At 65.8% G+C, this 24,371-nt stretch carries 24 protein-coding genes, 1 tRNA gene and 1 pseudogene; 10 read left to right on the top strand and 16 right to left on the bottom strand.

Going from position 1 to position 24,371, the window contains the following annotated elements; translation table 11 throughout:
* Positions 1–289, bottom strand: a 289-nt coding sequence (locus A5651_RS05765; protein WP_231988578.1) for a DUF402 domain-containing protein, incomplete at its 3' end; no start/stop codon positions are given.
* Between the two features lie 161 nt (positions 290–450).
* Here A5651_RS05765 and A5651_RS05760 point away from each other — a divergent pair.
* Both A5651_RS05760 and A5651_RS05755 read left to right on the top strand, forming a co-directional pair.
* Positions 451–654 (top strand): annotated as a pseudogene (locus A5651_RS05760) (hypothetical protein); the annotation flags it as partial.
* A 9-nt stretch (positions 655–663) separates the two neighbouring features.
* Positions 664–1,221, top strand: coding sequence for a hypothetical protein (locus A5651_RS05755; protein WP_066976615.1), 558 nt, complete (start codon positions 664–666; stop codon positions 1,219–1,221).
* On the opposite strand, the gene coaE is transcribed toward A5651_RS05755, so the two are convergent.
* Both coaE and rpsA read right to left on the bottom strand, forming a co-directional pair.
* A complete protein-coding gene (gene coaE, locus A5651_RS05750; protein ID WP_066976612.1) occupies positions 1,218–2,378 on the bottom strand; it encodes a dephospho-CoA kinase in 1,161 nt (386 codons plus the stop codon). The two genes, A5651_RS05755 and coaE, sit on opposite strands and share 4 nt — an antisense overlap.
* Positions 2,379–2,393: 15 nt before the next feature.
* The gene (rpsA, locus tag A5651_RS05745; protein WP_066976609.1) at positions 2,394–3,842 is read right to left on the bottom strand and encodes a 30S ribosomal protein S1; all 1,449 of its coding nucleotides are present in this window, start codon (positions 3,840–3,842) and stop codon (positions 2,394–2,396) included.
* 205 nt (positions 3,843–4,047) lie between these two features.
* On the opposite strand from rpsA, the gene A5651_RS05740 reads away from it, so the two are divergent.
* Complete coding sequence (locus tag A5651_RS05740) at positions 4,048–5,223, top strand: PrsW family intramembrane metalloprotease (protein WP_066976606.1); 1,176 nt, start codon at positions 4,048–4,050, stop codon at positions 5,221–5,223.
* Between the two features lie 26 nt (positions 5,224–5,249).
* Here A5651_RS05740 and polA read toward each other — a convergent pair whose 3' ends face one another.
* Complete coding sequence (gene polA, locus A5651_RS05735; RefSeq protein WP_197496554.1) at positions 5,250–7,910, bottom strand: DNA polymerase I; 2,661 nt, start codon at positions 7,908–7,910, stop codon at positions 5,250–5,252.
* A gap of 155 nt (positions 7,911–8,065) precedes the next feature.
* Between polA and A5651_RS05730 the strand changes: the two genes are divergently transcribed.
* From A5651_RS05730 to A5651_RS05720, 3 genes are all read left to right on the top strand, one after another.
* Positions 8,066–8,737 (top strand): alpha/beta fold hydrolase, encoded by a 672-nt coding sequence (locus tag A5651_RS05730; protein ID WP_066976600.1) that lies wholly within the window; start codon positions 8,066–8,068, stop codon positions 8,735–8,737.
* 131 nt (positions 8,738–8,868) lie between these two features.
* Positions 8,869–9,303 carry a Zn-ribbon domain-containing OB-fold protein gene (locus A5651_RS05725; RefSeq protein WP_066976596.1) on the top strand — a complete coding sequence of 145 codons (435 nt, stop codon included), beginning with the start codon at positions 8,869–8,871 and terminating at the stop codon, positions 9,301–9,303.
* A complete protein-coding gene (locus tag A5651_RS05720) occupies positions 9,300–10,499 on the top strand; it encodes a lipid-transfer protein (RefSeq protein ID WP_066976594.1) in 1,200 nt (399 codons plus the stop codon). The genes A5651_RS05725 and A5651_RS05720 overlap by 4 nt, the downstream gene beginning before the upstream one ends.
* On the opposite strand, the gene A5651_RS05715 is transcribed toward A5651_RS05720, so the two are convergent.
* From A5651_RS05715 to A5651_RS05685, 7 genes are all read right to left on the bottom strand, one after another.
* Positions 10,496–11,410 carry a nitronate monooxygenase family protein gene (locus A5651_RS05715; protein WP_066976592.1) on the bottom strand — a complete coding sequence of 305 codons (915 nt, stop codon included), beginning with the start codon at positions 11,408–11,410 and terminating at the stop codon, positions 10,496–10,498. The genes A5651_RS05720 and A5651_RS05715 overlap by 4 nt on opposite strands.
* Positions 11,411–11,516: 106 nt before the next feature.
* Positions 11,517–12,278: an ABC transporter ATP-binding protein gene (locus A5651_RS05710; RefSeq protein ID WP_066976590.1), complete on the bottom strand. Its 762-nt coding sequence runs from the start codon at positions 12,276–12,278 to the stop codon at positions 11,517–11,519.
* Positions 12,262–13,110 (bottom strand): ABC transporter ATP-binding protein, encoded by an 849-nt coding sequence (locus A5651_RS05705; protein ID WP_066976587.1) that lies wholly within the window; start codon positions 13,108–13,110, stop codon positions 12,262–12,264. Before A5651_RS05705 ends, A5651_RS05710 begins: the two co-directional genes overlap by 17 nt.
* The gene (locus tag A5651_RS05700) at positions 13,107–14,285 is read right to left on the bottom strand and encodes a branched-chain amino acid ABC transporter permease (RefSeq protein WP_066976585.1); all 1,179 of its coding nucleotides are present in this window, start codon (positions 14,283–14,285) and stop codon (positions 13,107–13,109) included. The genes A5651_RS05705 and A5651_RS05700 overlap by 4 nt, the downstream gene beginning before the upstream one ends.
* Positions 14,282–15,328 carry a branched-chain amino acid ABC transporter permease gene (locus A5651_RS05695; RefSeq protein ID WP_066976583.1) on the bottom strand — a complete coding sequence of 349 codons (1,047 nt, stop codon included), beginning with the start codon at positions 15,326–15,328 and terminating at the stop codon, positions 14,282–14,284. Before A5651_RS05695 ends, A5651_RS05700 begins: the two co-directional genes overlap by 4 nt.
* 81 nt (positions 15,329–15,409) lie before the next feature.
* Positions 15,410–16,621 (bottom strand): branched-chain amino acid ABC transporter substrate-binding protein, encoded by a 1,212-nt coding sequence (locus tag A5651_RS05690; RefSeq protein WP_066976581.1) that lies wholly within the window; start codon positions 16,619–16,621, stop codon positions 15,410–15,412.
* Positions 16,622–16,710: 89 nt separating this feature from the next.
* Entirely contained in the window at positions 16,711–17,337 is a 627-nt protein-coding gene (locus A5651_RS05685; protein ID WP_066976579.1) for an ANTAR domain-containing response regulator, read from the bottom strand.
* 77 nt (positions 17,338–17,414) lie between these two features.
* On the opposite strand from A5651_RS05685, the gene A5651_RS05680 reads away from it, so the two are divergent.
* A tRNA-Leu gene (locus A5651_RS05680) sits at positions 17,415–17,488 on the top strand.
* Positions 17,489–17,635: 147 nt separating this feature from the next.
* Positions 17,636–17,941: a hypothetical protein gene (locus A5651_RS05675; protein WP_156662644.1), complete on the top strand. Its 306-nt coding sequence runs from the start codon at positions 17,636–17,638 to the stop codon at positions 17,939–17,941.
* Positions 17,942–17,953: 12 nt separating this feature from the next.
* Here the strand turns inward: A5651_RS05675 and A5651_RS05670 are convergent, their stop codons facing one another.
* Entirely contained in the window at positions 17,954–18,787 is an 834-nt protein-coding gene (locus tag A5651_RS05670; RefSeq protein ID WP_066976572.1) for a hypothetical protein, read from the bottom strand.
* A gap of 275 nt (positions 18,788–19,062) precedes the next feature.
* Between A5651_RS05670 and A5651_RS05665 the strand changes: the two genes are divergently transcribed.
* Entirely contained in the window at positions 19,063–20,358 is a 1,296-nt protein-coding gene (locus A5651_RS05665) for an adenylate/guanylate cyclase domain-containing protein (RefSeq protein WP_304441181.1), read from the top strand.
* Here the strand turns inward: A5651_RS05665 and A5651_RS05660 are convergent.
* Both A5651_RS05660 and A5651_RS05655 read right to left on the bottom strand, forming a co-directional pair.
* A complete protein-coding gene (locus A5651_RS05660) occupies positions 20,345–20,794 on the bottom strand; it encodes an SRPBCC family protein (RefSeq protein ID WP_066976567.1) in 450 nt (149 codons plus the stop codon). The genes A5651_RS05665 and A5651_RS05660 overlap by 14 nt on opposite strands.
* Positions 20,785–21,621 carry an alpha/beta fold hydrolase gene (locus A5651_RS05655; protein WP_066976565.1) on the bottom strand — a complete coding sequence of 279 codons (837 nt, stop codon included), beginning with the start codon at positions 21,619–21,621 and terminating at the stop codon, positions 20,785–20,787. Before A5651_RS05655 ends, A5651_RS05660 begins: the two co-directional genes overlap by 10 nt.
* A 29-nt stretch (positions 21,622–21,650) precedes the next feature.
* Between A5651_RS05655 and A5651_RS05650 the strand changes: the two genes are divergently transcribed.
* Positions 21,651–22,259 carry a TetR/AcrR family transcriptional regulator gene (locus A5651_RS05650; protein WP_066976562.1) on the top strand — a complete coding sequence of 203 codons (609 nt, stop codon included), beginning with the start codon at positions 21,651–21,653 and terminating at the stop codon, positions 22,257–22,259.
* On the opposite strand, the gene A5651_RS05645 is transcribed toward A5651_RS05650, so the two are convergent.
* Positions 22,256–22,741, bottom strand: coding sequence for a Dps family protein (locus tag A5651_RS05645; protein ID WP_066976559.1), 486 nt, complete (start codon positions 22,739–22,741; stop codon positions 22,256–22,258). The two genes, A5651_RS05650 and A5651_RS05645, sit on opposite strands and share 4 nt — an antisense overlap.
* Positions 22,742–22,796: 55 nt before the next feature.
* The coding region (locus A5651_RS05640) for a DUF2339 domain-containing protein (RefSeq protein ID WP_066976556.1) at positions 22,797–24,371 on the bottom strand (1,575 nt) is incomplete at its 5' end.

Genomic DNA, 24,371 nt, shown 5'->3' with positions numbered 1-24,371 from the left:
GGCCGGTGCGCACCACCAGGTCGAGGTAGTGGTCCTCGGACTGCCACACCTGCGGTCCGGGTGTGTAGCGGCCGATGTCGAGGTAGAAGTCCTGGTCGCGTTCATGGTCAGGGTTGAAGTAGAAGATCGAGGCACGCAAGCCCAGCGGCGGCAGCAGCCACGACTCCAGATAGTGGAACTGAGCGCGCCCGGGCGTCGGCCGGGCCATGTACAACCCCCACGGGGTGACCTTGTACTCGTCCACCGCACGTACGATCCCCTTCGGATCGGTGTTTGTGCGGGCGACCAGGTCGAACAGCTCGTGTTTGGGTGCGTGAATAGGGCAAGCATAGGCCCAGGGAAACGACCGGGGAATGACGCGGTGTCGGTGTGTGGTTCTACCCTGTGAACATGGCTTTCGCGACCGAACATCCCGTGCTTGCGCACTCCGAGTACCGCCCCGTCGAGGCGATGGTGCGCACCGGCGAGGCCGTCGAGGTCGACGACGTTGACGAACTTCTCGCCGCGGTGCGGCACGGGCTGCTGAGCCCCGATGTCGGCGAAGAGGCAGTCAGGACCGCTCTGAGCACGGTTGAGGGGCTGTCCCGCAATGGCTACGACCTGGACCGCTGGTTGGCTGGCAACGGCTTGGAGCTCACCTGGCGCGGGGCGTAGGGTCGCCTCATGAGTCTCAGCAAGCGCAGATGGATCACCTCCGCTGCACTGGCGACCCTCATCGTCGGCTCCCAGTTAATTCCTGCAGCTGCGGCGGCCGATCCGGAGGGCCCGCCGCAGCCCGACCCCGCCGCCCAGGTGGATCCGGGTCTGCTGCACAACATCGTCTACCGCGCGCGGGTGGACGGTGTCTCCCGCGGCGCGAGCATCACCTACGCCGCTGAGGGCGACAAAACGCAGCTGGCTAACCCGACGATGATCCCCGGTCGCATCTTCGAGGCGAACGCCGTCCTTCCCGCGAACGGCACCGCGAGCATGCGGGTGGCCATCGAATGGCCCTATTCGGCCAACCTGACGTGCGAGATCCTGGTCGATGACGTTCTGGTGTCGAAGGCCGAGTCCTTCATCGCCCCGCGCGTGCTGCCGGTCAAGGACGACCCGGATTACGGCGCGCTGACGTGCGAGGCACCGGTCAGCGGGGTGTCGAACCCGGCGGTACCCGACGGCGACGGCGCACCCGCCGGTCCGTCAGCACCTGTGGACGCACCCGCAGCGACCACCGTCTAGGGCTTCCAGCCGGCGGCTTCGGCCCATCCCCGCGCGCGCCAGTAGGCATCGAGGAACCACGGCTCCTTCGCCGCGGTGTAGTCCGGCTCGCTTAACGCCGTGTGCTTGGCCGACAAATAGTTGTTGCGCACACTGGGATTGGCCTTCAGCCAGTCGACGAACATGAGCGCGAACCGTTGGTTGGGCCATCCGTCGACGCGCAGGTGGATATTCGCAGGGCGCCCCGGGTCAGCTGCACCGTGAATTCGCTTGCGCCACAATGACGCATCCCCGTCATGTGCAACATCAGCGGTGATGCCCTCGACGCGGGGATAGCCGACGTCGCTCAACGCGACGACGAGTTCGTCGGCCACATCGAGTGATTCCACGGTCACCTGGATATCGACGACGTCCTTGGCGTCCATGTCGGGGACGGCGGTTGAGCCGATGTGGTCGATCCGCAATGCCTTTGCACCGCAAGCCATTTGAAGCCGGTTGATGATGCGGCGTGCATCGTCGGCCCACTCGGGTTTGTAGGCGACCAGTTCAGCAGGTGGGCGAACCACCTGGCGGGTACGGATGTTGTGAGCCAGCGGCAGTATCCGGTGATACCAAACGTCTCGTGCCCGCTGAACCAGTTCGCCCGGCGACCCCGAGTTGTCGAGCAGTACGTCGGCGATGGCCCGACGCTGCTCCTCGGACGCCTGCGCGGCGATCCGGGCGCGGGCGTCGGCCTCGTCCATCCCCCGTTTGATCAGCCGCTCGACCCGAGTCTCCTCGTCGGCGTGAACGACGACGACCAGCGGGAACATCGGCGCCATCCCCGTCTCGACCAGCAGGGGAATGTCCTCCACCACCACCGCATCATCGGAGACCGCGGCAATGATCTCCTCTCGCCGCTTGCCCACTAGAGGATGCACGATGCCGTTGAGACGTTGGCGCTGCTGATCGTCGACGAACGCCTTGGCCGCAAGGGCCGGCCGGTTCAGTGCGCCGTCAGGCAGCAGGATGTCGCCGCCGAACGCGTCGACCAGCGCCGCCAGCCCTTCGGTACCCGGCTCGACGACCTCCCTGGCGATCACGTCACCGTCGACGATGATGCCGCCGCACTCATTGAATGCGGCGGACACCGTCGATTTCCCGGCGCCGATGCCGCCGGTCAGACCGATGCGAATCATCCGGTCGGGCGCCGGTCAGGCGCTGCCGGCCAGCTTCTCCCGCAACGCCGCCAGCTGCGCGTCGCTGGCCAGCGAACCGCCTGCAGACTGCTCCTCGCCACGCGAAACGCCGTTGGCCGAGGACGGGGCCGCTGCGGCGGCTTCCGCTTCGGCCGCCGCGAACTTCTCCATCTGCGCGGTGTGCATCTTGTGCCGGCGCTCGGCCTCGGCGTAACGGGCCTCCCACTCGTCGCGCTGCTTCTCGAAGCCCTCGACCCATTCGTTGGTGTCGGCGTCGAAGCCCTCGGGGAAGATGTAGTTGCCCTGCTCGTCGTAGCTGTCGGCCATGCCGTACTTCGACGGGTCGAACTCCTCGGTGTAGTCCTCGTTGGCCTGCTTGAGGCTCAGCGAGATCCGGCGACGCTCGAGGTCGATATCGATGACCTTGACCATCGCGTCGTCGCCGACCGCGACCACCTGGTCGGGCACCTCGACGTGGCGCTCGGCCAGTTCGGAGATGTGCACCAGGCCCTCGATGCCCTCCTCGACGCGAACGAACGCACCGAACGGCACCAGCTTGGTGACCTTGCCCGGAACGATCTGGCCGATGGCGTGGGTGCGGGCGAAGTGCCGCCACGGATCTTCCTGAGTTGCCTTGAGCGACAGAGAAACCCGCTCCCGGTCCATGTCGACGTCGAGCACCTCGACGGTGACCTCGTCGCCCACCTGAACAACCTCGGACGGATGGTCGATGTGCTTCCAGGACAGCTCGGAGACGTGCACCAGGCCGTCGACACCGCCGAGATCGACGAACGCGCCGAAGTTGACGATGGAGGACACGACACCCTTGCGAACGGCGCCCTTCTGCAGCTGGTTGAGGAACTCGCTGCGCACCTCGGACTGCGTCTGCTCCAGCCAGGCGCGGCGCGAGAGCACCACGTTGTTGCGGTTCTTGTCGAGCTCGATGATCTTGGCCTCGATCTCCTTGCCGATGTACGGCTGGAGATCGCGGACGCGGCGCATCTCGACCAGTGATGCGGGCAAGAAGCCGCGCAGGCCGATGTCGAGGATCAGGCCGCCCTTGACGACCTCGATGACGGTGCCCTTGACGGCCTCGTCCTTCTCCTTGAGCTCTTCGATGGTGCCCCAGGCGCGCTCGTACTGCGCGCGCTTCTTGGACAGGATCAGGCGGCCTTCCTTGTCCTCCTTGGTGAGGACCAGGGCTTCGACCTCATCGCCGACGGACACCACCTCGTTGGGGTCGACGTCGTGCTTGATGGAGAGCTCTCGGGAAGGGATGACGCCTTCGGTCTTGTAACCGATGTCGAGCAAGACCTCGTCACGGTCAACCTTGACGATGGTCCCCTCGACGATGTCGCCATCGTTGAAGTATTTGATGGTTTTGTCGATGGCGGCGAGAAAGTCCTCGCTCGAGCCGATGTCGTTGACGGCTACTTGCGGCGAGGTGACGGAGGGACTTGGCATGTGGTGGGTTGCTCCGGACAGGTTGGGTCGTAGGGACTGATGACTGTTGTTGTTTGGCTTCGGCGCGAACGCCGAGATCGTGCTTCGCACCCGCAGCAGAGATCGCGAAACCACGTCACGGGTACCTGTCGAGGTTACTCGACTGGGCACATGCTGGACAAACTCGGTCCGAAACAAACGGCGCGTCGGCCGCTACCCTGCTCTGGTGACCTACGTGGGCCCGCCGTCGCAGCCGCTTTTCTACGGTCCGCCGTATCCGCCGATTCAGAAGAAGGTACGCAAGGTCGGGGCGCCGCTCGGCGTGTTGATCCTGCTCGGCACCATCGCCGGCCTGATCGTGATCGCGCTGACCGCATTCAACCCGGGCGGGACCTCGATCGGATTCGTCCTCTCAAGCGTGGCGATGACCGTGGTCGTGCTGGCCTACCTGTGGCTGGACCGGTGGGAGCCCGAGCCGCCCCGCCTGCTGATCCTGGCCTTTCTGTGGGGAGCGTCGGTGGCCGTGGTCATCGCGGCGATCCTGCAGCTGGTCGCCGAGGCCGCGTTCAACCCCACCGCATCGGACTCGGTCAGCCCGGTCACCATCGTTCTGGGTGCGCCGCTGACAGAAGAGGCCGCCAAGGGGCTGTTCCTGCTGGTCATGATGACGGGTAGGCGCCGCAACGAGCTGAACTCGCTGACCGACTGCCTGGTGTACGCCGGTCTGGTCGGCGCTGGGTTCAGCTGGCTGGAAGACATCCTCTACATCGGCGGCGGTGACACGGTCGGCGACTCGTTGGGGACCGCAGCGATGCGGCTGGTCATGGCGCCGTTCGCGCACTCGTTGTTCACGTCTATGTTCGGCATCGGCGTGTACTTCGCGCTGCAACAGCGCACCGCGGCGGCGAGACTGGGCCCCCTTGTCCTGGGCTACGTCGGCGCGGTGTTCATGCACGGGCTGTGGAACGGCTCGTCGCTGCTGGGCGCCGGCGCGTATTTCGGCGTCTACGTGCTGTGGATGGTGCCGATCTTCGCGCTGGTCATCTGGGTCGGGGTGGCCAGCCGCCGCAAGGAGCAGGTGATCACCGCGCAGAAGCTGCCCGGCATGGTGGCGGCAGGCCTTGTTTCGCCCAACGAGGCGACCTGGCTGGGCTCGCTTCGCGAGCGCAAGGCGGCCATCGGTCAGGCCGCCCGACTGGGCGGACCGGCCGCGGCTAAGGCGGTGAAAAACTTCGCGACACAGGTGGTGGAGTTGGCGTTCGTGCGCGACCGCATTGATCGCGGCTTCGGCGACCCGCGGGTGAACGCGCTCCTGGTGGAGGAGACCTACGCCGTCTACGGCGCCAGGGCTGCTGCTCCCGTCCTGCAGGGCCTGGCCGGCTACCGGGCCGCCCTGCGTTAGTGCGGCGCTGGTTCTGATGGAGGCGCCTAATGCGCCGCCGTGTCCCAGCTGCGGCCGTACCCCACCGACACCTCCAGCGGAACATCCAGCGGATAGGCGCCGCCCATCATGTCGCGCACAACCTTCTCCACCTGGTCGCGTTCCCCCTCGGCGACCTCGAACAGCAGCTCGTCGTGCACCTGCAGCAGCATCCGTGACTTCAGCCCGGCATCCTTGAGCGCCCTGTCGACTTCGATCATCGCCACCTTGATGATGTCGGCGGCGCTGCCCTGGATCGGGGCGTTCAACGCGGCGCGCTCGGCGGCCTCGCGGACGTTGCGGTTGCTGCTGTCGAGCTCCGGCAGGTACCGGCGCCTGCCGAAGACCGTCGAGGTGTAGCCGTCCTTGCGGGCCTGATCGACGACATTGTGCAGATAGTCGCGGACGCCGCCGAACCGGTCGAAGTACTGCTCCATCTGGACCTTGGCTTCCTCCGTGGAGATCTTGAGCTGGGCGGCGAGACCGTAGGCGCTCAGTCCGTATGCAAGCCCGTAGGACATCGCCTTCACGCGCCGCCTCAGCTCGGGCGTGACCTGGTCGATCGGCAGGCTGAACGCCCGCGATGCGACGAAGGAATGCAGGTCTTCACCCGTGCGGAACGCCTCGATCAGTCCCTCGTCGTGCGACAGGTGCGCCATGATGCGCATCTCGATCTGGCTGTAGTCGGCCGTCATCAGCTCGGCATATCCCTTGCCAACGACGAAAGCATCGCGAATGCGCCGACCCGCCTCGGTGCGGATCGGGATGTTCTGCAGGTTGGGCTCCGTCGATGACAGCCGGCCCGTGGCCGCAATGGTTTGGTTGAACGTCGTGTGAATGCGGCCGTCGGAGGCGACCGAGTTGATCAGTCCGTCGACGGTGACCTTGAGCCGCGTGACGTCGCGGTGAGCCAGCAGATGCTGCAGGAACGGGTGGCCGGTCTTGTCGAACAGACCCTGCAGCGCGTCCGCGTCGGTGGTGTAACCGGTCTTGGTGCGCTTGGTCTTCGGCATCTCGAGTTCGTCGAACAGCACCACTTGAAGCTGCTTGGGCGAACCGAGGTTGATCTGCTTGCCGATCACGGCGTAGGCCGCCTCGGCGGCGTCGCGGATCTGGTCGGCGAACTCGCTCTGCAGCTGCGAGAGCTGGTCGAGATCCACGCCGATGCCCGCGGTTTCCATCTCGGCCAGCACCCGCTGCACGGGCAGCTCCATATCGCTCAGCAGCGACGACGACTCGATGCGCGTGAGCTCCTCGTCGAGGGCGTCGGCGAGGTCCATCACCGCGCTGGCCCGCAGGATGGATGTCTGGACCGCCTGCTCGTCCACCCCGTCGCTGTCGTCGAGCAGCGAAAGCTGTTGCTGCTCAGGGTTTTCCGCACGCAATTCCCGCTTGAGGTAGCGCAGCGACAGGTCGTCGAGCGCGAAGCTGCGTTGTCCCGGCCTGACAAGGTAGGCCGCGAGCGCGGTGTCCGACGTGACACCCCGCAGCGTCCAGCCGCGGCCCTCCAGGTCGTGCATGGCGAGCTTCGCCTCGTGCAGCGCCTTGGGTGCATCGGCGTCGGCGAGCCACGCCGCGAGCGCCGACTCGTCGTCGGGATGCAGATCGGCTGTCTCGAGGTAGCGGCCATCGCCGTCGCCGGCCACGATGGCCAGCGCGGTGGCGTCGGCGTCGAAGGCCAGGTGTGTCCCGATGACGGCCAGCCCAGACCGCTTGCCCTTGGTGTGCTCGGCCAGCCAGCTGCCCAGCTCACCGGGTTCGAGCGCGCCGCCGCGCACGTCGAAGCCCTGGTCGACTTCGGGGTCCGCCGAAGCCAGCGTCTCGAATAGGCGGTCCCGCAGGACGCGGAACTCGAGGTCGTCGAACAGGCGGTGAATCTGGTCGCGGTTCCACGGCTGCATGCGCAGCGTCTCGGGTGTCTGCGCCAACGGGACGTCCTTGACGAGGTCGGTGAGCTCACGGTTGAGCACGACGTGCGACAGGTTGGCGCGCAGGGCGTCGCCGACCTTGCCCTTCACGGTGTCGACCTGGTCCACGAGAGCCTGCAGCGAACCGTATTCGGCGATCCATTTTGTCGCGGTCTTCTCCCCCACGCCCGGGATGCCGGGCAGGTTGTCGCTGGGGTCACCGCGCAGCGCGGCGAAGTCGGGGTACTGCTGCGGGGTGAGCCCGTACTTCTCCAGCACCGCCTCGGGCGTGAAACGGGTCAGCTCGCTGACGCCCTTGCGCGGATACAGGACCGTGACGTCGTCGCTGACCAACTGCAACGAGTCTCGGTCCCCGGTGACCACCAGCACCCGGTACCCCTCGTTCTCGGCCTGGGTGGCCAGGGTGGCGATCACGTCGTCGGCTTCGAAACCCGGCTCGGCAAGCACCGTGATGCCCAGCGCGCCGAGCACCTCCTTGGTGATGTCGATCTGTCCGCGGAACTCGTCGGGCGTCGACGACCGGCCGGCCTTGTACTCGGGGTACTTCTCCAACCGGAAGGTCTGCCGCGACACGTCGAAAGCGGCGGCGATGTGGCTGGGCTGCTCGTCGCGCAGAAGGTTGATCAGCATCGCGGTGAACCCGTAGACCGCGTTGGTGGTCAGGCCTCCCTGGGTCTTGAAGTTCTCCGCCGGAAGCGCATAGAAGGCCCGGAACGCCAACGAATTGCCGTCCAGCAGCATCAATGTCGGCTTGTCGGTCGCCTTCTCGGCCGTTGCGGGTGCACTTGCGGTCACGGCCCTACTCTATGCACGGCCGCTGACACGCAGTAGCCGTCGTGCCACTGACCACGACACGTCTCGTAGCCGTCGGTCTACTCGTCAGACAAGATCGGAACATGACCACTTATGCCCTTGTTCCCGGCGCGTGTCATGGCGCATGGTGCTTTGACGACCTCACCGACGAACTTCGCGCCGACGGGCACCGCGTCGTGCCACTGACGTTGACCGGGGTTGCCGAGCGAGCTCACCTTTTGCACGCCGGCGTCAACCTGGAGACCCACATCGCGGACGTCACAGCGGACCTCACCGCCCACCGAGTCACCGATGCGGTGCTCGTCGGGCACAGCTACGGCGGCATGGTGATCACTGCGGTCGCCGATCGCATGCCCGAACGGATCCACGCGCTGGTGTACATCGACGCATTCGTCCCCGAGAACGGCGACTCCTGCTGGACGCTGACCACCGACGAGCAGCGCCGGTGGTATGCGAACGTCGACCGGACCGGCTACGGCGTGCCACCGCTGCCGTTCTTCGACGAACGCGCCACCGCACATCCACTCGCGTCACTCATGCAGCCAATCCGGTTGAGCGGCAACCTCTCCGGCATCCGCCGCCGCTATTACATCTACGCGATGCAATGGCCCGACGAGTCGCCGTTCGCTGCCACATTCGCCCGACTGCGTGACGATCCGGCGTGGTCCACACATGCGCTCGACGGCGCGCATAACCTAATGCGTGACTGCCCCGACGACTTGCTCAGCATCCTGCTCGCCGCCGGGCGGCACTAGCGACTCATCGCAACCACTGCGAATCAGTAGCCACGGTATGACGCAACTGCTGCCCGACCGCTATCGACCGACCCGTCCGCCAAACTGGAACACGTTTCAGTTTTCCGCCGCAACTCGGTAGGCTGACCGGCGTGTCAACATCCACTCAACCGGCGGTCGACGGGTGGTTCGCCACCGACGGATCGGGAGCGCCGTACCTCATCGGCGGCAAGTGCCATCAATGCGGAACATATGTCTTTCCGCCGCGCGCCAACAACTGCCCCAATCCGGCGTGTGACGGCGACCAGCTGGCCCAAGTGCCGTTGTCGCGGCGGGGCACCCTTTGGAGTTACACCGAGAACCGCTATCCCCCGCCCGCGCCGTATCCGGCGCCGGATCCGTTCGAGCCGTTCGCGATCGCTGCGGTGGAGTTGGCCGACGAGGGGCTGATCGTGTTGGGCAAGGTCGTCGACGGCACCCTTGCCGCCGATCTGAAGGTCGGTATGGAGATGGAGCTGACAACGATGCCGCTGTTCGTCGATGACGAGGGCGTCGAGCGGATCGTGCACGCCTGGACGATCGCATGAGTCCAGAACCGCTGTACATCCTCGGGGCCGGTATGCACCCATGGGGCAAGTGGGGCCGCGACTTCACCGAGTACGGCGTTGTCGCCGCACGGGCGGCGCTGGCCGAGGCGGGACTGGAGTGGCGTCAGATTCAACTGGTGGCCGGCGCGGACACCATCCGTAACGGTTATCCCGGCTTCATCGCCGGGTCGACCTTCGCGCAGAAGCTCGGCTGGAACGGTGTGCCCGTCAGCTCCAGCTACGCCGCGTGCGCCAGCGGGTCCCAGGCGCTGCAAAGCGCGCGGGCGCAGATCCTTGCCGGGTTCTGCGACGTCGCGCTGGTCATCGGCGCCGACACCACGCCCAAGGGGGCGTTCGCGCCGGTCGGCGGCGAGCGTAAGAACGACCCGGATTGGCAGCGCTTCCATTTGATCGGCGCCATGAACCCGGTGTACTTCGCGCTGCTGGCGCGTCGGCGGATGGACCTCTACGGCGCCACCTCAGAGGACTTCGCTCAGGTCAAGGTGAAAAACGCCCTGCACGGCCTGCAGAACCCGAACGCCCGCTACCGCAAGGAGAGTTCGGTCGAGGATGTGCTCGCCAGCCCCGTGGTGGCCGATCCTTTGCGGCAGTTGGACATCTGCGCGACCTCGGACGGAGCGGCCGCGCTGATCGTGGCGAGCAAGTCGTTCGCCGAAAAGCATCTCGGGTCGCTCGAGGGTGTTCCGTCGGTGCGGGCGGTCAGCACCGTCACCCCACAATACCCGCAGCATCTGCCCGAATTGCCGGACATTGCAACGGATTCCACGGCCGTGGTCGCCGCGCCGGAGCGGGTGTTCAAAGACCAGATCCTCGACGCCGCCTATGCCGAGGCCGGTATCGGGCCCGAGGACGTCAGCCTCGCCGAGGTCTACGATCTGTCGACCGCGCTGGAGCTGGACTGGTACGAGCATCTCGGCCTGTGCGAGAAGGGCGAGGCCGAGCAGCTGCTCCGCAGTGGCGCGACGACCATCGGCGGCAAGGTGCCGGTCAACCCGTCGGGCGGCCTGGCCTGCTTCGGTGAGGCCATTCCCGCGCAGGCCATCGCGCAGGTCTGCGAGCTTACTTGGCAGCTCAAGGGCCAGGCGACGGGTCGCCAGGTCGAAGGCGCCACCGTCGGCGTCACGGCCAACCAGGGGCTGTTCGGTCACGGCTCGTCGGTGATCGTCGCGCGCTAAATCCTGGCTCTGGCCGCATTGAGGGCACCTTCTATCTCAAGCCATGTGCGGCGGACGATCTCGGCGACGGGCAGCAGCTCGGCGATCCGCGACGACACCTGGCCGGTATTGGCGACGCTGGCCTCCATGTCGCCGTCGAAGTAGAGATCGGTGACCTTCCCGAGCAGCTGCACGTCGGGGTCGTGGGCGGCTGCCCGCGTTGCGAGCCCGGTACGCAGAACCCGCATGGTCGGGTTGCCTGGCATGTCGAGAAGCACTGTGCCCCAGTCGTTTGCATCGATGATCGCGTTCTTGAAGTTCGCGTGCACCGACGACTCCGTGCTGGCCAGCATTCGCGTGCCCATCTGCACGCCTTCAGCACCCAGCACCACGGCGGCGGCGGCCGACCGCGCGTCGCACACACCGCCGGCTGCAATGAGCGGCAGGTGAATACGTTCGGCGACGAGCGGAAGCAGGACCATTGTCGAGGCACCCAGCGCCGACTTGAATCCACCGCCCTCGACGCCTTCGACCACCAGCGCGTCGACACCGGCATCGGCAGCCTTCATCGCGGCCCGAAGTGAACCGATGACGTGCACCACGGTCATGCCTGCCTCGTGCAGCCGCGCAGTGAACAACGCGGGATCACCGGCCGAGGTGAAGACGCACCGCACTCCCGCCTCGGCGAGCACATCGAGGATGGACGGATCCTTTTTCCAGCCCTGAATCATCAGGTTGGCGGCGACCGGCTTGTCAGTGAGCATGCGAACGCGGTGCAGATCGGCTTGCCCGTCGGGCGTCAGCGTCTCGATCATGCCCAGGCCACCGGCTTCGGAGACGGCGGCGGCGAGCTCTGCCCGCGCGATGTAAGTCATCGGCGCCTGGACGATCGGGTAGTCGACGCCGAGCAGCGTCTGAATGCGGTTGGCCACGATTATTCTTAGCGCACGCTGAGCCTTGAGCGAACGTGCATGACCTGCCCAAATTCGGCGGCGTGTCATGAGCAGACACGCACGCTCGCGCTAGGAAAGGGTCGAGTCAGGCGACGCCGAGGTAGGCGGCGCGAATGCTGTCATCTTTCAACAGGTCTCGGGCATGGCCTTCGCGGGTGATCTCACCCGTTTCCAGGATGTAGGCCCGATCAGAGCGGGTGAGCGCCTGCTGCGCGTTCTGCTCGACGAGCAGCACCGTGGTGCCCTGGGCGTTGATGTCGGCGATGATCGTGAAGATCTGCGAGATCACCATGGGCGCCAACCCCATCGACGGCTCGTCGAGCAGCAGCACCCGGGGCCGCGCCATCAGCGCCCGGCCGATGGCCAGCATCTGCTGTTCCCCGCCGGACAGCGTGCCGCCCACCTGGTTCTTCCGTTCACCCAACCGGGGAAAGGTTTCCAGCACCCAGTCCAGGCGTTCCCTGTGTTCGGCCTTGGACGCGAATTTACGTCCGTAGCAACCCATCTCGAGGTTCTCGGTGACGGTCATGCCGGGAAAGACACCGCGTCCTTCCGGCGCCTGGATCAGGCCCTCGGTGACACGCCGGTGCGCCTTCATGCGGGAAATGTCGTTGCCCTCGAACCATACCGATCCCGAGGTCAGCGGTCGCAGCCCGGAGATCGCGCGCATGATGGTGGTCTTGCCGGCACCGTTGGACCCGAGCAACGTCACCAGCTCGCCCTGACGCACCACGAGCGAGACACCGTGCAGCGCTTGAATTCTGCCGTAGTGCACGACGATGTCTCGGGCTTCGAGCAGCACGGGCCGATTGTCTACGGCAGACGACGTGTCATTGGTCGCTGTCATCGGGCACCCCCAGGTAAGCGGCAATGACCTTCGGGTCCTCGCGAATCTCGGCGGGCAGGCCGTCGGCGATCTTGCGGCCGAACTCCAGCACGATGATCCGGTCGGTGACACCCATGACCAGCCGCATGTCGTGTTCGATCAGCAGCACGGTGTAGCCGTCGTCGCGGATTTTGCGGATGAGTTCGATGAGCGCGGCCTTTTCGCTCGGGTTGAATCCGGCGGCCGGCTCGTCGAGGCACAGCAGTTTGGGTTCGGTCGCCAGCGCACGCGCGATCTCGAGCCGCCGCTGGTCACCGTAGGGCAGATTTTTCGCCTTCTCCTGGCCGCGGTGCGCGATGCCGACGAAGTGCAGCAGGGCGGCCGAACGCTCAATGGCCGATCGCTCTTCGCGGCCATGCCGCGGCGTGCGTACCAGCGCACCCGGCACCGACGTGTGGTGCCTGGCGTCGGTGCCCACCATGACGTTCTCCAGCGCCGTCATGTCGCCGAACAGCCGAATGTTTTGGAATGTACGGGCAATTCCCTTGCGGGTGATCTGATGCCGCTTGATACGCCCGAGCGGCGCACCGTCGAAGATCACCGAGCCCGAGGTGGGCCGGTACACACCGGTGATCGCGTTGAAGCACGTGGTCTTGCCCGCCCCGTTGGGCCCGATCATGCCGAGGATCTCGCCGCGGCGGATGTCGAAGGTGACCGAGTCCAGCGCGGTCAACCCGCCGAATTTGACCGTCAGGTCCTGTGTCTGCAACAGGACTTCGCCCTCGGCGGCGTGAATGTCGCGGTGAACACCCGCGAGTTCTTCGACGGCTTCCTGGGGCATCGGAGACGTCATGCGGCCGGCTCCTTCTCGCGTGGACCAACCCGCAGCAGCTCGCGCGCCGCCTTCCCGTAGGCCAGCAACTGCTGGCGGGCCGGAAACAGCCCCTCGGGCCGGAAGATCATCAGTACCACCAACGCGAGACCGAAGAAAAGGTACTTCAGATCGCCGAGGTTGATGCCGAGGAACTCCACGCCCAGCAGACGGTTGGGCAGGTAGACGATGATGAACGCGCCAAAGATCACCCCGAGCTTGTTGCCCTGCCCACCGAGCACCACCGCGCACAGGAACAGCATCGAGTTGATGATGTTGAACGTCGGCGGTGCGACGTATTGCACCTGCCCGGCGTACAGCGCTCCGGAAAGCCCGCCTATCGCCGCCCCGATCACGAACGCCCACAGCTTGAACCGGAAGGTGTTGACACCCATCACTTCAGCGGCGTCCTCGTCCTCGCGAATGGCGATCCAGGCGCGCCCCACGCGGCTGCGTTCGAGGTTGCCGACGAGGATCAAAATCACGACGATGAGGGCCAGGCCGAGCCAGAACCACCAGGTGCCGTAGTTGGCGTGACCCGCCGAATTCGCGCTGGAGAAAACGCCTTCGGGGAGTTTGTCGCTCTCCCCTACCCGCGGGAACGCCACCTCGTTGAGCCCGCGCGGGCCGTTGGTGATATCGGCGAGGTTGTCGGCCATGAGCCGGATGATCTCGCCGAAGCCCAGCGTGACTATGGCCAGATAGTCGCCACGCAACCGCAGCGTCGGGATGCCGAGGATCAGCCCGGCCATCGCCGTGATCGCCATCGCCAGGGGCACACACGACAGCCACGCCCACGGCGTGCTGAGGAATCCGTTGGGGCTGACCTTGTTCCACGGGCTGTCGGGGCTGGTGAGCAGCGCAACGGTATAGGCGCCGACGGCGTAGAAGCCCACGTAGCCGAGGTCCAGCAGACCGGCCTGACCGACCACCACGTTCAACCCGATCGCGATGATCGCGACCATCGCGAACTGTGCCATGGTGCCGCCGAAGCTGATGCCGGGCGTATCCAGGAACGGCGGGGTGAACAGCGGCAACAGGGCGACGACGCCGAAGAGCAGCAGGCCGAACACCCACTTCTGGATTCGGGAGCGCATGTCCCACCACTGGCGCAGGCCGTCGCCCGGTGCCAGCAGGCGTTTCTGGGCGGGGCTCATGCGCGTGCCTTTCCGAGGCTCTCACCGAGTATCCCGGTCGGCCGGAACAGCAGCACGAGAACGAGCAGCGCGAACGCGATCACGTCACGCCACTGGGTGCCGAACACCGCCTGCCCGTAGTTCTCCATGATGCCCAACAGCAGGCCACCGAGCAGCGCGCCGCGAAGATTGCCGATTCCTCCGAGCACCGCGGCCGAAAAGGCCTTGATGCCCAACAGGAATCCGCCGGAGTAGATGATGCCCTGCGGCACCTTCAGTGTGTACAGCAGAGCGGCCGCGCCGGCGAGCAGTCCACCGATCAGGAACGTGGCCATGATGATGCGTTCGCGCGACACACCCATGAGTGTGGCGGTCGTCGAGTCCTGCGCGACAGCGCGGATGCCGCGCCCGAACTTCGTCCGGTTGATCGCGAAGTCGGTCAGCACCGCGAACACGAGCGCCGCCACCACGATGACCACGGTGACGTTCGACACCGAGGCACCGAAGATCGTGAACTGCGTCTTGGGCTGAACAAGGATGATCGGCTGTTGTGCGTTGCTGCCGCCATAACCCTTGAGCAGCTTGGGCAAAACGAAGTGGACGAACTCCTGCAACACGAACGACATGCCGATCGCGGTGATGAGGAAGGCCAGCGACCGTGCGTTGCGTTTTCGAAGGGGCCGGTAGGCGATGAACTCCAACCCGATGGCGGCCGAGCCCGATACCAGCATGGCGAACAACATCGCGATCGCCAGATACGCGATCGTCAGCGCAATGCCCTTGTTGTAGGCGTTGCCGCTCGGAGTGAAGCCCATGATGAGGTCGAGCGAAAAATACGCACCGAACATGCCGAGCATGAAGATCTCGGAGTGTGCGAAATTGATCAGCCGCAGCACGCCAAACACCAGCGTGTAGCCAACCGCCACCAGCGCGTAGATAGCCCCCCATGACAGGCCGTCAATTGTCAACTGCCAGAAGCCGCTTCGCAGGTTCTCAAGATTGAAGTTGATATTGGCAGCCAGGCAGGCGTACTGCTCGATGCAATCAGGGGGGATCAAACTCATCCGGTGGCGGCTCCTCGCACGGGTGATCTGTAGCGAAAACGCGTCCGAGATTTGAGGTCTCGGACGCGCTTCGCCGCAGGGTTACTGGACCTTGAAGATCCAGATCAAATTGGTGGTGAGCTCCCCATTGGGCGTCCATTGGTATTTACGTGCCACACCCTGGCCGTTGTAATTCCTGACAAAGTCGAGCAGCGCGGGCCGGGTGATGGCGCCCGAGTCAATGCCCTTGACCAGGATGGTGCCGAGGTCGTAGCCCTCGGCGCTGTAGGTACCCGCCTCGGCGTTGAATTTCTTCTTGTACTCGTCGGCGAACGCCCCGGTGGCGGGACCGCACGGGCAGGACAGGATGGCGTCCTTGGCCGCCTCGCCGGCCTGGCTGACGAACTGCGGATCCTTGGTGCCGTCGGCGCTGACGAAGGTGCCTTTGAAGCCGCCGTCCTTGAGCTGCTGGACGAGCGGGGCCGCCTCCGAGTAGTAGCCGCCGTAGAACACGGAATCGGGGTTCACGCCCTTGACCTGGGTGACCGCGGCGGAGAAGTCCTTGTCGCCCTTCTTGACCGAGATGTTGCAGCCGCCGTCGGCAACGGGGCCCAAGGTGTCGCGGACGGCGGTCGCCAGACCCAGGCCGTAGTCGGTGCTGTCGTCGATCACGCAGACCTTCTTGAACTTCAGCCCGTTCTTCAGGTAGTTCGCCACCGACGGGCCCTGGACGGCGTCGTTGGCCAGGCCGCGGAAGAATGTCTTCCAGCCGTTCTCGCTGAGCGTCGGGTTGGTCGCCGATGCGGTGACAGCGACCAGGCCGGCCTGGTTGAACACGCCGCCGGTGGCCTTCGTCTCGCCCGAGAAGGCCGGCCCCACAAGGCCGATCGTGTACTGGTCGTCGACGATCTGCGGCGCGATCGCTGTGGCCTTCTGCGGATCGCCTTCGGTGTCGAACGGCTTGAGCTGGACCTGGCAGCCCGGATTGGCGGCGTTGTGCTTGTCGATGGCCAGTTGCACGCCGTTCTTGATGTTGATGCCGAGTGCGGCGTCGGGGCCGTTGAGCGCGCCGGCCATGGCGATCGAGACGGGCGGGCAGTTGGCTTTGCCGTCACCTGCGGGATCCGCGGGCACGGCACCTGCAGCCGCCTTGACCTCTCCGCCGTTCTCGTCGATCTGTACCTGCTCGACGATCTTCAGATTGGTCTGCGACGTCTCCTCTTCGGGCTTGGACTGCTGACAGGCAGCCATGCTGAGCACCAACAGTCCTGCGCTACCGAACGCAACTGCGTTCCGTGCCACGCGACCGCGCACGTTTCACCTCCGACTCAATAACCTGACCGATAACCTGACAGCTTCGGGGTAGAACATAGCCGCCACGTAGCCGTAGTGCGCGTTTTCCGTCATTGGTCCGACGGCGCTGCGCCCCCGGGTGCGGCAAGAGTCTCCAACACCACCTCCGCGACGCGCCTCATCGTGGTCCGCCGATCCATTGCCGCGCGCTGGATCCACTTGAACGCCTCGGGTTCTGTCATCTGGTGTTTTTCCTGCAGCAAGCCCTTGGCCCGTTCGACGAGCTTGCGCGTCTCCAGGCGCTCGGACAGCGTCGCGACTTCCTTCTCCAGCGCCGCGATCTCGCCGAACCGGCTGACCGCCAGCTCGATCGCGGGAATGAGGTCGCTGATCGAGAAGGGTTTGACGAGGTAGGCCATGGCTCCGGCGTCGCGGGCCCGCTCGACGACTTCCCGCTGGCTGAAGGCAGTGAGCACGACGATCGGAGCGATGCGCTTACCGGCGATCTCCGACGCAGCGTCGATGCCGTCGCGCCGCGGCATTTTGACGTCCATGATCACCAGGTCCGGCCGCAGTTTCTCGGCCAGCTCGACGGCTTCCTGACCGTCGCCGGCCTCACCGACCACCTCATAACCTTCCTCGCGCAGCATCTCGGCGAGGTCGAGCCGGATCAGGGCTTCATCCTCCGCGATGAGAACACGGTGTGGCTTGGCCTCATCATTCGTTGCGCGGGTCATGGCTGTCATTGTGGCGGTCGCGGGCCGAGTCAGCGACCGCGGGGCATCCTCTATGGTGGAAGGCCGACTGCTGCAAGGCCCTCGTATCCCAACTGGCAGAGGAAACGGATTCAAAACCCGTACAGTGTGAGTTCGAATCTCACCGAGGGCACCGCGCCGCCATCAAACTGTGAGTCTTCTGCGGATTCGTCAATTTGCAGTGATTTTTGGTTGGACCGTGTTATGAATCACCCACCGTTACCCGTCGGGGGAGAAATAACTCATGGTCAAAGTACTTTCGTTCGCAAATAAGCTACTTGTGGCCGGGGCATTGGCGGCCTGCCTGGCCGGTGTTGGCGGGTTTGCGGGCACGGCCGCCGCCGATCCTGAGTCGTGTTGGGGCGGCATTCCCGACGCGGAGTCGCATATGCCTGCGTACCCCGACCACCGGGTGCCCGGCGATCAGGACGCCGGCTGCGCACTTCTGCGCGACAGCAGCGATACGAGCATGCCCGACCTCTCAACTGCCGGAACTTGGGGCCAGGACAAGATCGGCGCGGCCGGTTCATATCCCGGTCACAGCCCTGCGTTCAACGTCGTCCCGCAGACACGGGTTGGCGGCTGACGCAATCACCCGCTACAGCAGGATGCTGGTCGGCACGGGCGCCAACAGGGCTCGCTGCACCGCCTTTGCCTGCCGGTAGCCGACAAATGCGCCGATCACAGTGAACCCCGCGATCCCGGCGAGCCCGGGCATGGCTTCGACGATCAGCTCGGTGGTGCTCGCCGTCCTCAGGTACTCGGGATATCCCGCCCGGAATGCGTGCGGCGTCCGAACCGTGCCTGAATCACTAACTCCCATTGGGCTTTTCGCCTGTGGCGCCGAGTACGACGGCGTCGGCGGCGCTTCGGAGGCGGGTACACCTTCCGGTTCCGGAGACACCGGGGGCTGCGCGGCCAGCGGGACGGCCGCCGGCGGCCCCGGCAGTGCCGGTAGGGCGGCGGGACCGCCTGCCGAGCCGGGGGAACCGGCGGTACGAGGGGTCGCACGGATGACGACGGTCCGGGCCGACGGCGCCGTGGACACCCTGGGCAGGTTGCCAGGGCGGCCTGTGGTGGTGGCAGACGGCACCCCACCGCCGCCTCCGCCGCTAACACCGGTACCGCTGCCGACCGCGCTTTCGGCGACGGCGACGTTCTCGGGAACGTTTGCAAGCGAACGGGTTCCGACGCTCTCGGCGCTTTTCGCGGCCCCTAGGCTCTCGGGTTGACTTCCGACCTTCGCCTTGGGCGCCTCCGCGGCGGCTACCCCGGCGGCGCTACGCGCGGACGACTGGTTGCTCATACCTGACCCGGGGCGGGGGTGATGCATGCTTGACTTGTTGTCGTCGCCGCCGAAGATGTCGAAGTCGAATCCAAAGAGTCCGGCGTGGGCGACGGGGGTGGCCAGCAGGCCGGGCCCGGCGATCATCGCGCATGAAGCAAAGGCACAACCGATTGCCGCGCTACGAATCCCCCACCGGTCCAATGCTCATCCCCCACGGTCAGAAGCGGATGAACTCGACCTTACAACGTCGCACAAAATAGTCGAAACTCTAGTTCGCTGAGAATAAATGGGCCGCAGCGCCGGCCGCGTCGGTCTGTTCCGTCCGATGTCGATTGCGGCAGCCCAGCCGAGCAAACGGTCCTCCCCGACTCGTCGCATCTTCCAGCCGATACGGGTCGCCGCGACGTAGGCTTCTGCTCATGACGCGCAGGGCGCGATCGGTCTGCATGCCCGAACTGGCACTTGACAGTGTCGCGGTTCCAGCTCGGACACAGCATTACGCCAAGAGCGTCGCCAGCCGATTCCGGGTGCTGAAAATCGCGACAGGCATGGCCGCGTTCATCAGTTTCGCGTTCGGCGTCTTCCAGCTGCTGATCGGCGGGCCGGCCTGGTGGGTCGGGCTGCTCAACCTCGTGTTCGGGGCGGTCTTTCTCACGGTCCCGGTGCTCTACCGCTTCGGTGAGCTGATCGCGCCGCTGACCTTCTTTCTGATCGCCTATCTGTCGCTGGGATACATCTGCTACACCATGGGCACGGGCACAGGCCTGCAGTTCTACTTCCTGGTTTCGGCCACCCTCGTGGTCCTGGTGTTCGGTATCGAACGGATCGTGCTGGCGTCGGTGATTGTGGCCGCCGGCGCTGCGGGCACCATCGCCCTCGAGCTCTTCGTGCCGAATGACAGAGGTCTCGGGCCGCCGTGGACGATGACGGTGGGTTTTGCGAGCTCGGTGATCGGCTCGGCGGTGATGGTGATGGCGACGGTCTGGTACGCGCTACGCGAGATCGACCGCGCTGAGAAGGCGATGGAGGCCGAGTATCAACGATCAGAAGCGTTGCTGGCCAACATTCTTCCAGCCTCCATCGCCCGCAGGCTCAAAGATCCGTCGCGCACCATCATCGCCGACAAATACGACGACGCGTCGATTCTTTTCGCCGATATCGCCGGATACACCAAGCGGGCCAGCAATACCGCCCCAACGGAGCTGGTGCGATTCCTCGACACGCTGTACACCGACCTCGACGCCCTCGTCGACCGGCACGGCCTCGAGAAGATAAAAACCAGCGGCGACTCCTACATGGTCGTCAGCGGCGTGCCGCAACCGCGGGCCGACCACGACAAGGCAATCGCGTGCCTCGCGCTCGACATGGCCGAGGCGGTCGCCGACCTGAAGGATGCGCAAGGCCAGGCAGTGCCGCTGCGGATCGGCCTGGCGGCCGGCCCGGTGGTGGCCGGGGTAGTCGGGGCGCGCAAGTTCTTCTACGACGTGTGGGGCGACGCGGTCAACATCGCCTCGCGCATGGAATCAACCGACGTCGAAGGTCGCATCCAGGTGCCGCACGAGATGTACGAGCGCCTCAAGAACGACTACGTGCTCGAGGAACGCGGCGTCGTCGACATCAAGGGCAAGGGCCCGATGCAGACGTGGTATCTGGTCGGCAGACGCAACGGCGACACCTCGCATGCCGCCGAGCTGGAGTCCGTCAGCCGTCGTTGACTTCTGACGGCTTGCGCCGCTCGGCGATGGCGCCCAGCCGCCACAAGGTTTCGCGGTTGCGCGGCCACGCCGCGAGGTCGCCAACCTTCCTCGGCACGAGGGCGCCTATCCCACTGACGGGATACTCCTCCATAGTCACCCGGCAACCATCGGGTATGTCGCTGAGCCGCAACACGACTCGGGCGCCACCCAACTGCCCCTTGGCGTGCAGCACCAGCTTCTCCTGCGGCACGCTTTCCTCGACCACCGTCTCGTCGTTGATGACCAGCGGCCACACGCCGATCGAATGGCGAATCGAGGAGCCGACCTCCGGCCAGTTCGGATCCACAGCCCGCATCCGGCTGTTGCCGACGACCCACTGGGAGTATGTCCATCCATCGGCGATTACGTCCCATACCTGCCGGCGAGTAGCCGGAATGTCTCGTGTCACTGCCACCCGCGTGGGATACCCACTTCGTCGCCGGCCACGCAGGGCCGTGCCAGCAGATCGAGCAGCGCCTCCGTCACCTCTGCGGGGCGCTCTTCCATGATGTAGTGATCGGCCCCGCACAGCCGGGTCAGCGTCGCGGCCGGAATCGGCTCTGCGAGCTCGCGGGCCGTTTGAAAGGGAATGTAGGGGTCGCGGTCACCCCAGACGACTGCGGTTGGGCAAGTGATCTCGCGAAGACTTTCCGCCAGCCCAGGAACCTGGGGGACGTGATAGTTCGCGAAGAAGTCGACGTAGGTGCGTCGGCCCTGTGGGGTGCCCATCCAACCGAGATATTCGGCTTCCAGGGCATCGTCGTAGCAACCGAGCCGGCGGTAACGCTGTAGCGCGTAGTGATGCGCGCGGCGCAAGGGAAATCGGCGTAGGACCGCGGGCACGTGGGTGGCCGCCCAATGCTGCTGCTGCGAGAATCGATAGAACCACGGGCGAAACGTCTTGTGCGCGCGGCTGTTGAGCACGGCGAAGCGCATCACCCGATGCGGGTATCGGCGAAGGTAGCCCAGACCGAGGAATCCGCCGTAGTCGTGCGCGACGAGGTTGAAGCGGTCGAGGCGCAGCGACGTCACGAGCTGTTCGATGCGCTCGACTTCGGCGTCGTAGGTGGGCGCCGTCGGAGGCGGCGCCGATCGGCCGAACCCGGGCCAGTCGGGGGCGATCACACGGTGGTGCTGCGCCAATACGGGTATTTGGTGCCGCCAGCACGAGGAGCTCTGTGGATATCCGTGTAACAGCAAAACGGGTTCGCCGGAACCGGTCTCGACGATGAATAGCTCCATTTTGTGCAAACTAGTATAAAATTCACGTGATGACTAGTTCTGCGCGAAGGCCTCGCGGTCGCCCGCGCGCCTACGAGCCCGAGATTGCTCTTCGGAATGCACGGGATGCATTCTGGCGCAAGGGTTTCGCCGCTACGTCGCTCGACGACCTCGCCGCGGCGATGACGATGAATCGACCGAGCATTTACTCAGGCTTCGGCGACAAGCGCGAGTTGTACATCAAGGTCGTCACCAGGTACGCCAAGGACAGCCAAGCGGCGCTGGAGGAAGCGCTGGCACAGCCGCGCCCGCTGCGCGAGGGGCTACTGGCCCTTTATCGGAATGCTCGCAACTTCTATCTCGCCGGTGACCCGGCGCCGCGGGGCTGCTTTCTGATCGGGACAGCGGTCACCGAAGCGCCGCACGACGCCGATGTGAGAAGAGCCGTCGATGACACCTTCGAAGCGTTCACTGCGGCCTTCACGAAACGGTTTGAGCAGGCGGCGGCCGACGGAGATTTGGCGCCTCTCCCCCCGGCCGCCGCCGCCGCTCTGGCGACCGCGACGCTCAACGCGATCGCGCTCCGGATCCGCACGGGCGCGCGGCCCGAAGCCGTGGACGTGCTGATCGCCGCGACCGTCGAGGCGATCTGCGCTTAGACCTTGCGGTTCTCCGACTTGATCAGCCATGCGAGCTTCTCGAGTCCGTCGATCAGCTGGTGCAGGATGTCGGCCGTGCTGGGGTCCTCGGCATCGACCTCGTCGTGCACGGCGCGCAGCGTGTCGACCGCAGCGTAGATGCGGGCGGTGATGAGGTCGACGACCTCGTCGGTGCTCCGTTCGTAGGCCGGGAACTGCGGCAGCGTGGTGCTGGCTGCAACGGTGTCGGAGCGGCCGTCGGGCACCACATCCAGCGCCCTCATGCGTTCGGCGATGGTGTCGCTGGCTTCCCTGGCGAAGTCGACGAGCTCGTCCAGCTGCAGATGGAGATCGCGGAAGTTGGTACCGACGACGTTCCAGTGGGCTTGCTTGCCTTGCAGGTGAAGTTCGACGAGATCGACCAGTACTCGCTGCAAGTTGCCGCTGAGCTGGTCCGATGCTTGGAAGTTGCGAGTTTCTGCTTCGGTTCGACGTTTGCTCATGCCCTGTTCAACGCCTCCCAATCTGGAATGACTCCAGATTATCTTATGATCAGCGTCACACTTTCTGCTGGTCTTGGGCGGCCAGGAGGCGGGCGTAGCCCGCCCCCATTCCCAGCAGCACCAGCCCGACGACGATGAACACCGCGACGCGGAACATGCCGTCGAGCGTGCCGAGGTCGAACAGGAACAGCTTGGCCATGGAGCCGGCCACCAGCGCCAGGCCCGCGGCGATCGGCAGCGACCGATCGTCGCGGCGCCGTCGTGCGGCGTACCCGAAGAGGGCGGCGGCCAGGGCGATCCAGCAGATCGTCGCGGCCATGTGCCCGGCGAAGAACCCGCCGCCCTCGCCGCCGGCCAGCACTCCGGCGGTGACGGTGAACGTGGTCACCGAATACACCACGGCCAGTGCCATTATCGTCAGCACGATCCGCACCGCGTCGGCGTCGGGCCCGCCGCGTCCGAGCCATGACCATGCGATCGCGGCCACCGCAACGATCATCAGGACGCTCGAGATCAAGATCGCGACCGCATCCGGGGTGGACAGCACCGTGGCGTGGATCAGCAGGACGGGCGGCGCATAGCAGAAGTAGAGGAGTCCACCCACGACGCCGAAGCCGACGGCGATGACGCGGGCGATGTCGTCGCGGCGGCCCGCAACAGCGACCACCATGGCCATCGCCAACAGCACCGGTGTCGCGACCTCGCCCTCGAACGCGACGGTCACCGCGATCAGGGCCGACACGGCAGAGGCCGCCGACCAGATCTGCCGAACGATCTTCGACACGCCGGGCAGCCGGTCGCCAACGAGCACCAGCGCCAGCAGCGCCGCCGCCAGACCCCCGGCCATCAAGGCGGCAACCACGGGCGGCAGCGCTGCCGACGCGCACAGCACGGGAAGCATGCCCGCGATGGTCAACACCGCCATCGCGGCGCGGTTGGCCGTCGACGGCAGCAGAAGGACCGCACCGACGGCGGCGAGGGTGGCGCCGAGCCCGCAGCCGCCGGCCAGCCAGCCCTGGTTGCCGTCGCCGAATCGGGCCGCCACCAACGCGATCAGAAGCGGCAAGGTCGGCGCGGTGATGCGGGCGGCGTGCAGCCAGAGCCAGTCCTTGCCAAGCTGAGCCAGCAGGGATACCGCGGAGATGGCGAGCATGAACCCGATCAACAAAATCGTGATCCCGTCGGTGATGATCGGCGCGAGCACGATCAGCGGCACCAGCACGAGCAGACCGAGGTGTTGCGAATCCCAGCGCCGGGCCAGGGTAAGGCCGCCACCGCCGATGAGCGTCGCGATCACCAACCCGGCGGCAGCGGGCACCCAGTCGTAGATCGTGGTGATAGCGATGACGTCCATGTACGCCGCGGCAATGCCGGTCGCGGCGAGGGCTATGGCGCCGACTCGTCCCCCGGGCCGGGTGTTGAGCCGCGTCGCGACACCGACGAGGCCCGCGGCCAGCACAGCGCCCGCACCGACACGGATCTCGGGGCGCAGGATGCCGGCCTGGGCGGCCAGCACCAGCAGCATGACGACGCCTATGAGCGTGACGGCGACGCCTGCGACGGCGAGAACCTTGCCGATCCAATTCGCATCGCGCGGCTCCCGGGGAGCGGGGGGGGGGGGGCCGCGGGG

This window comes from Mycobacterium sp. 1274761.0 (assembly GCF_001668615.1).
GTDB lineage: Bacteria > Actinomycetota > Actinomycetes > Mycobacteriales > Mycobacteriaceae > Mycobacterium.
Note: the sequence above shows the minus strand (reverse complement) of the source record. Positions and strands in the feature narration are given on the sequence as shown.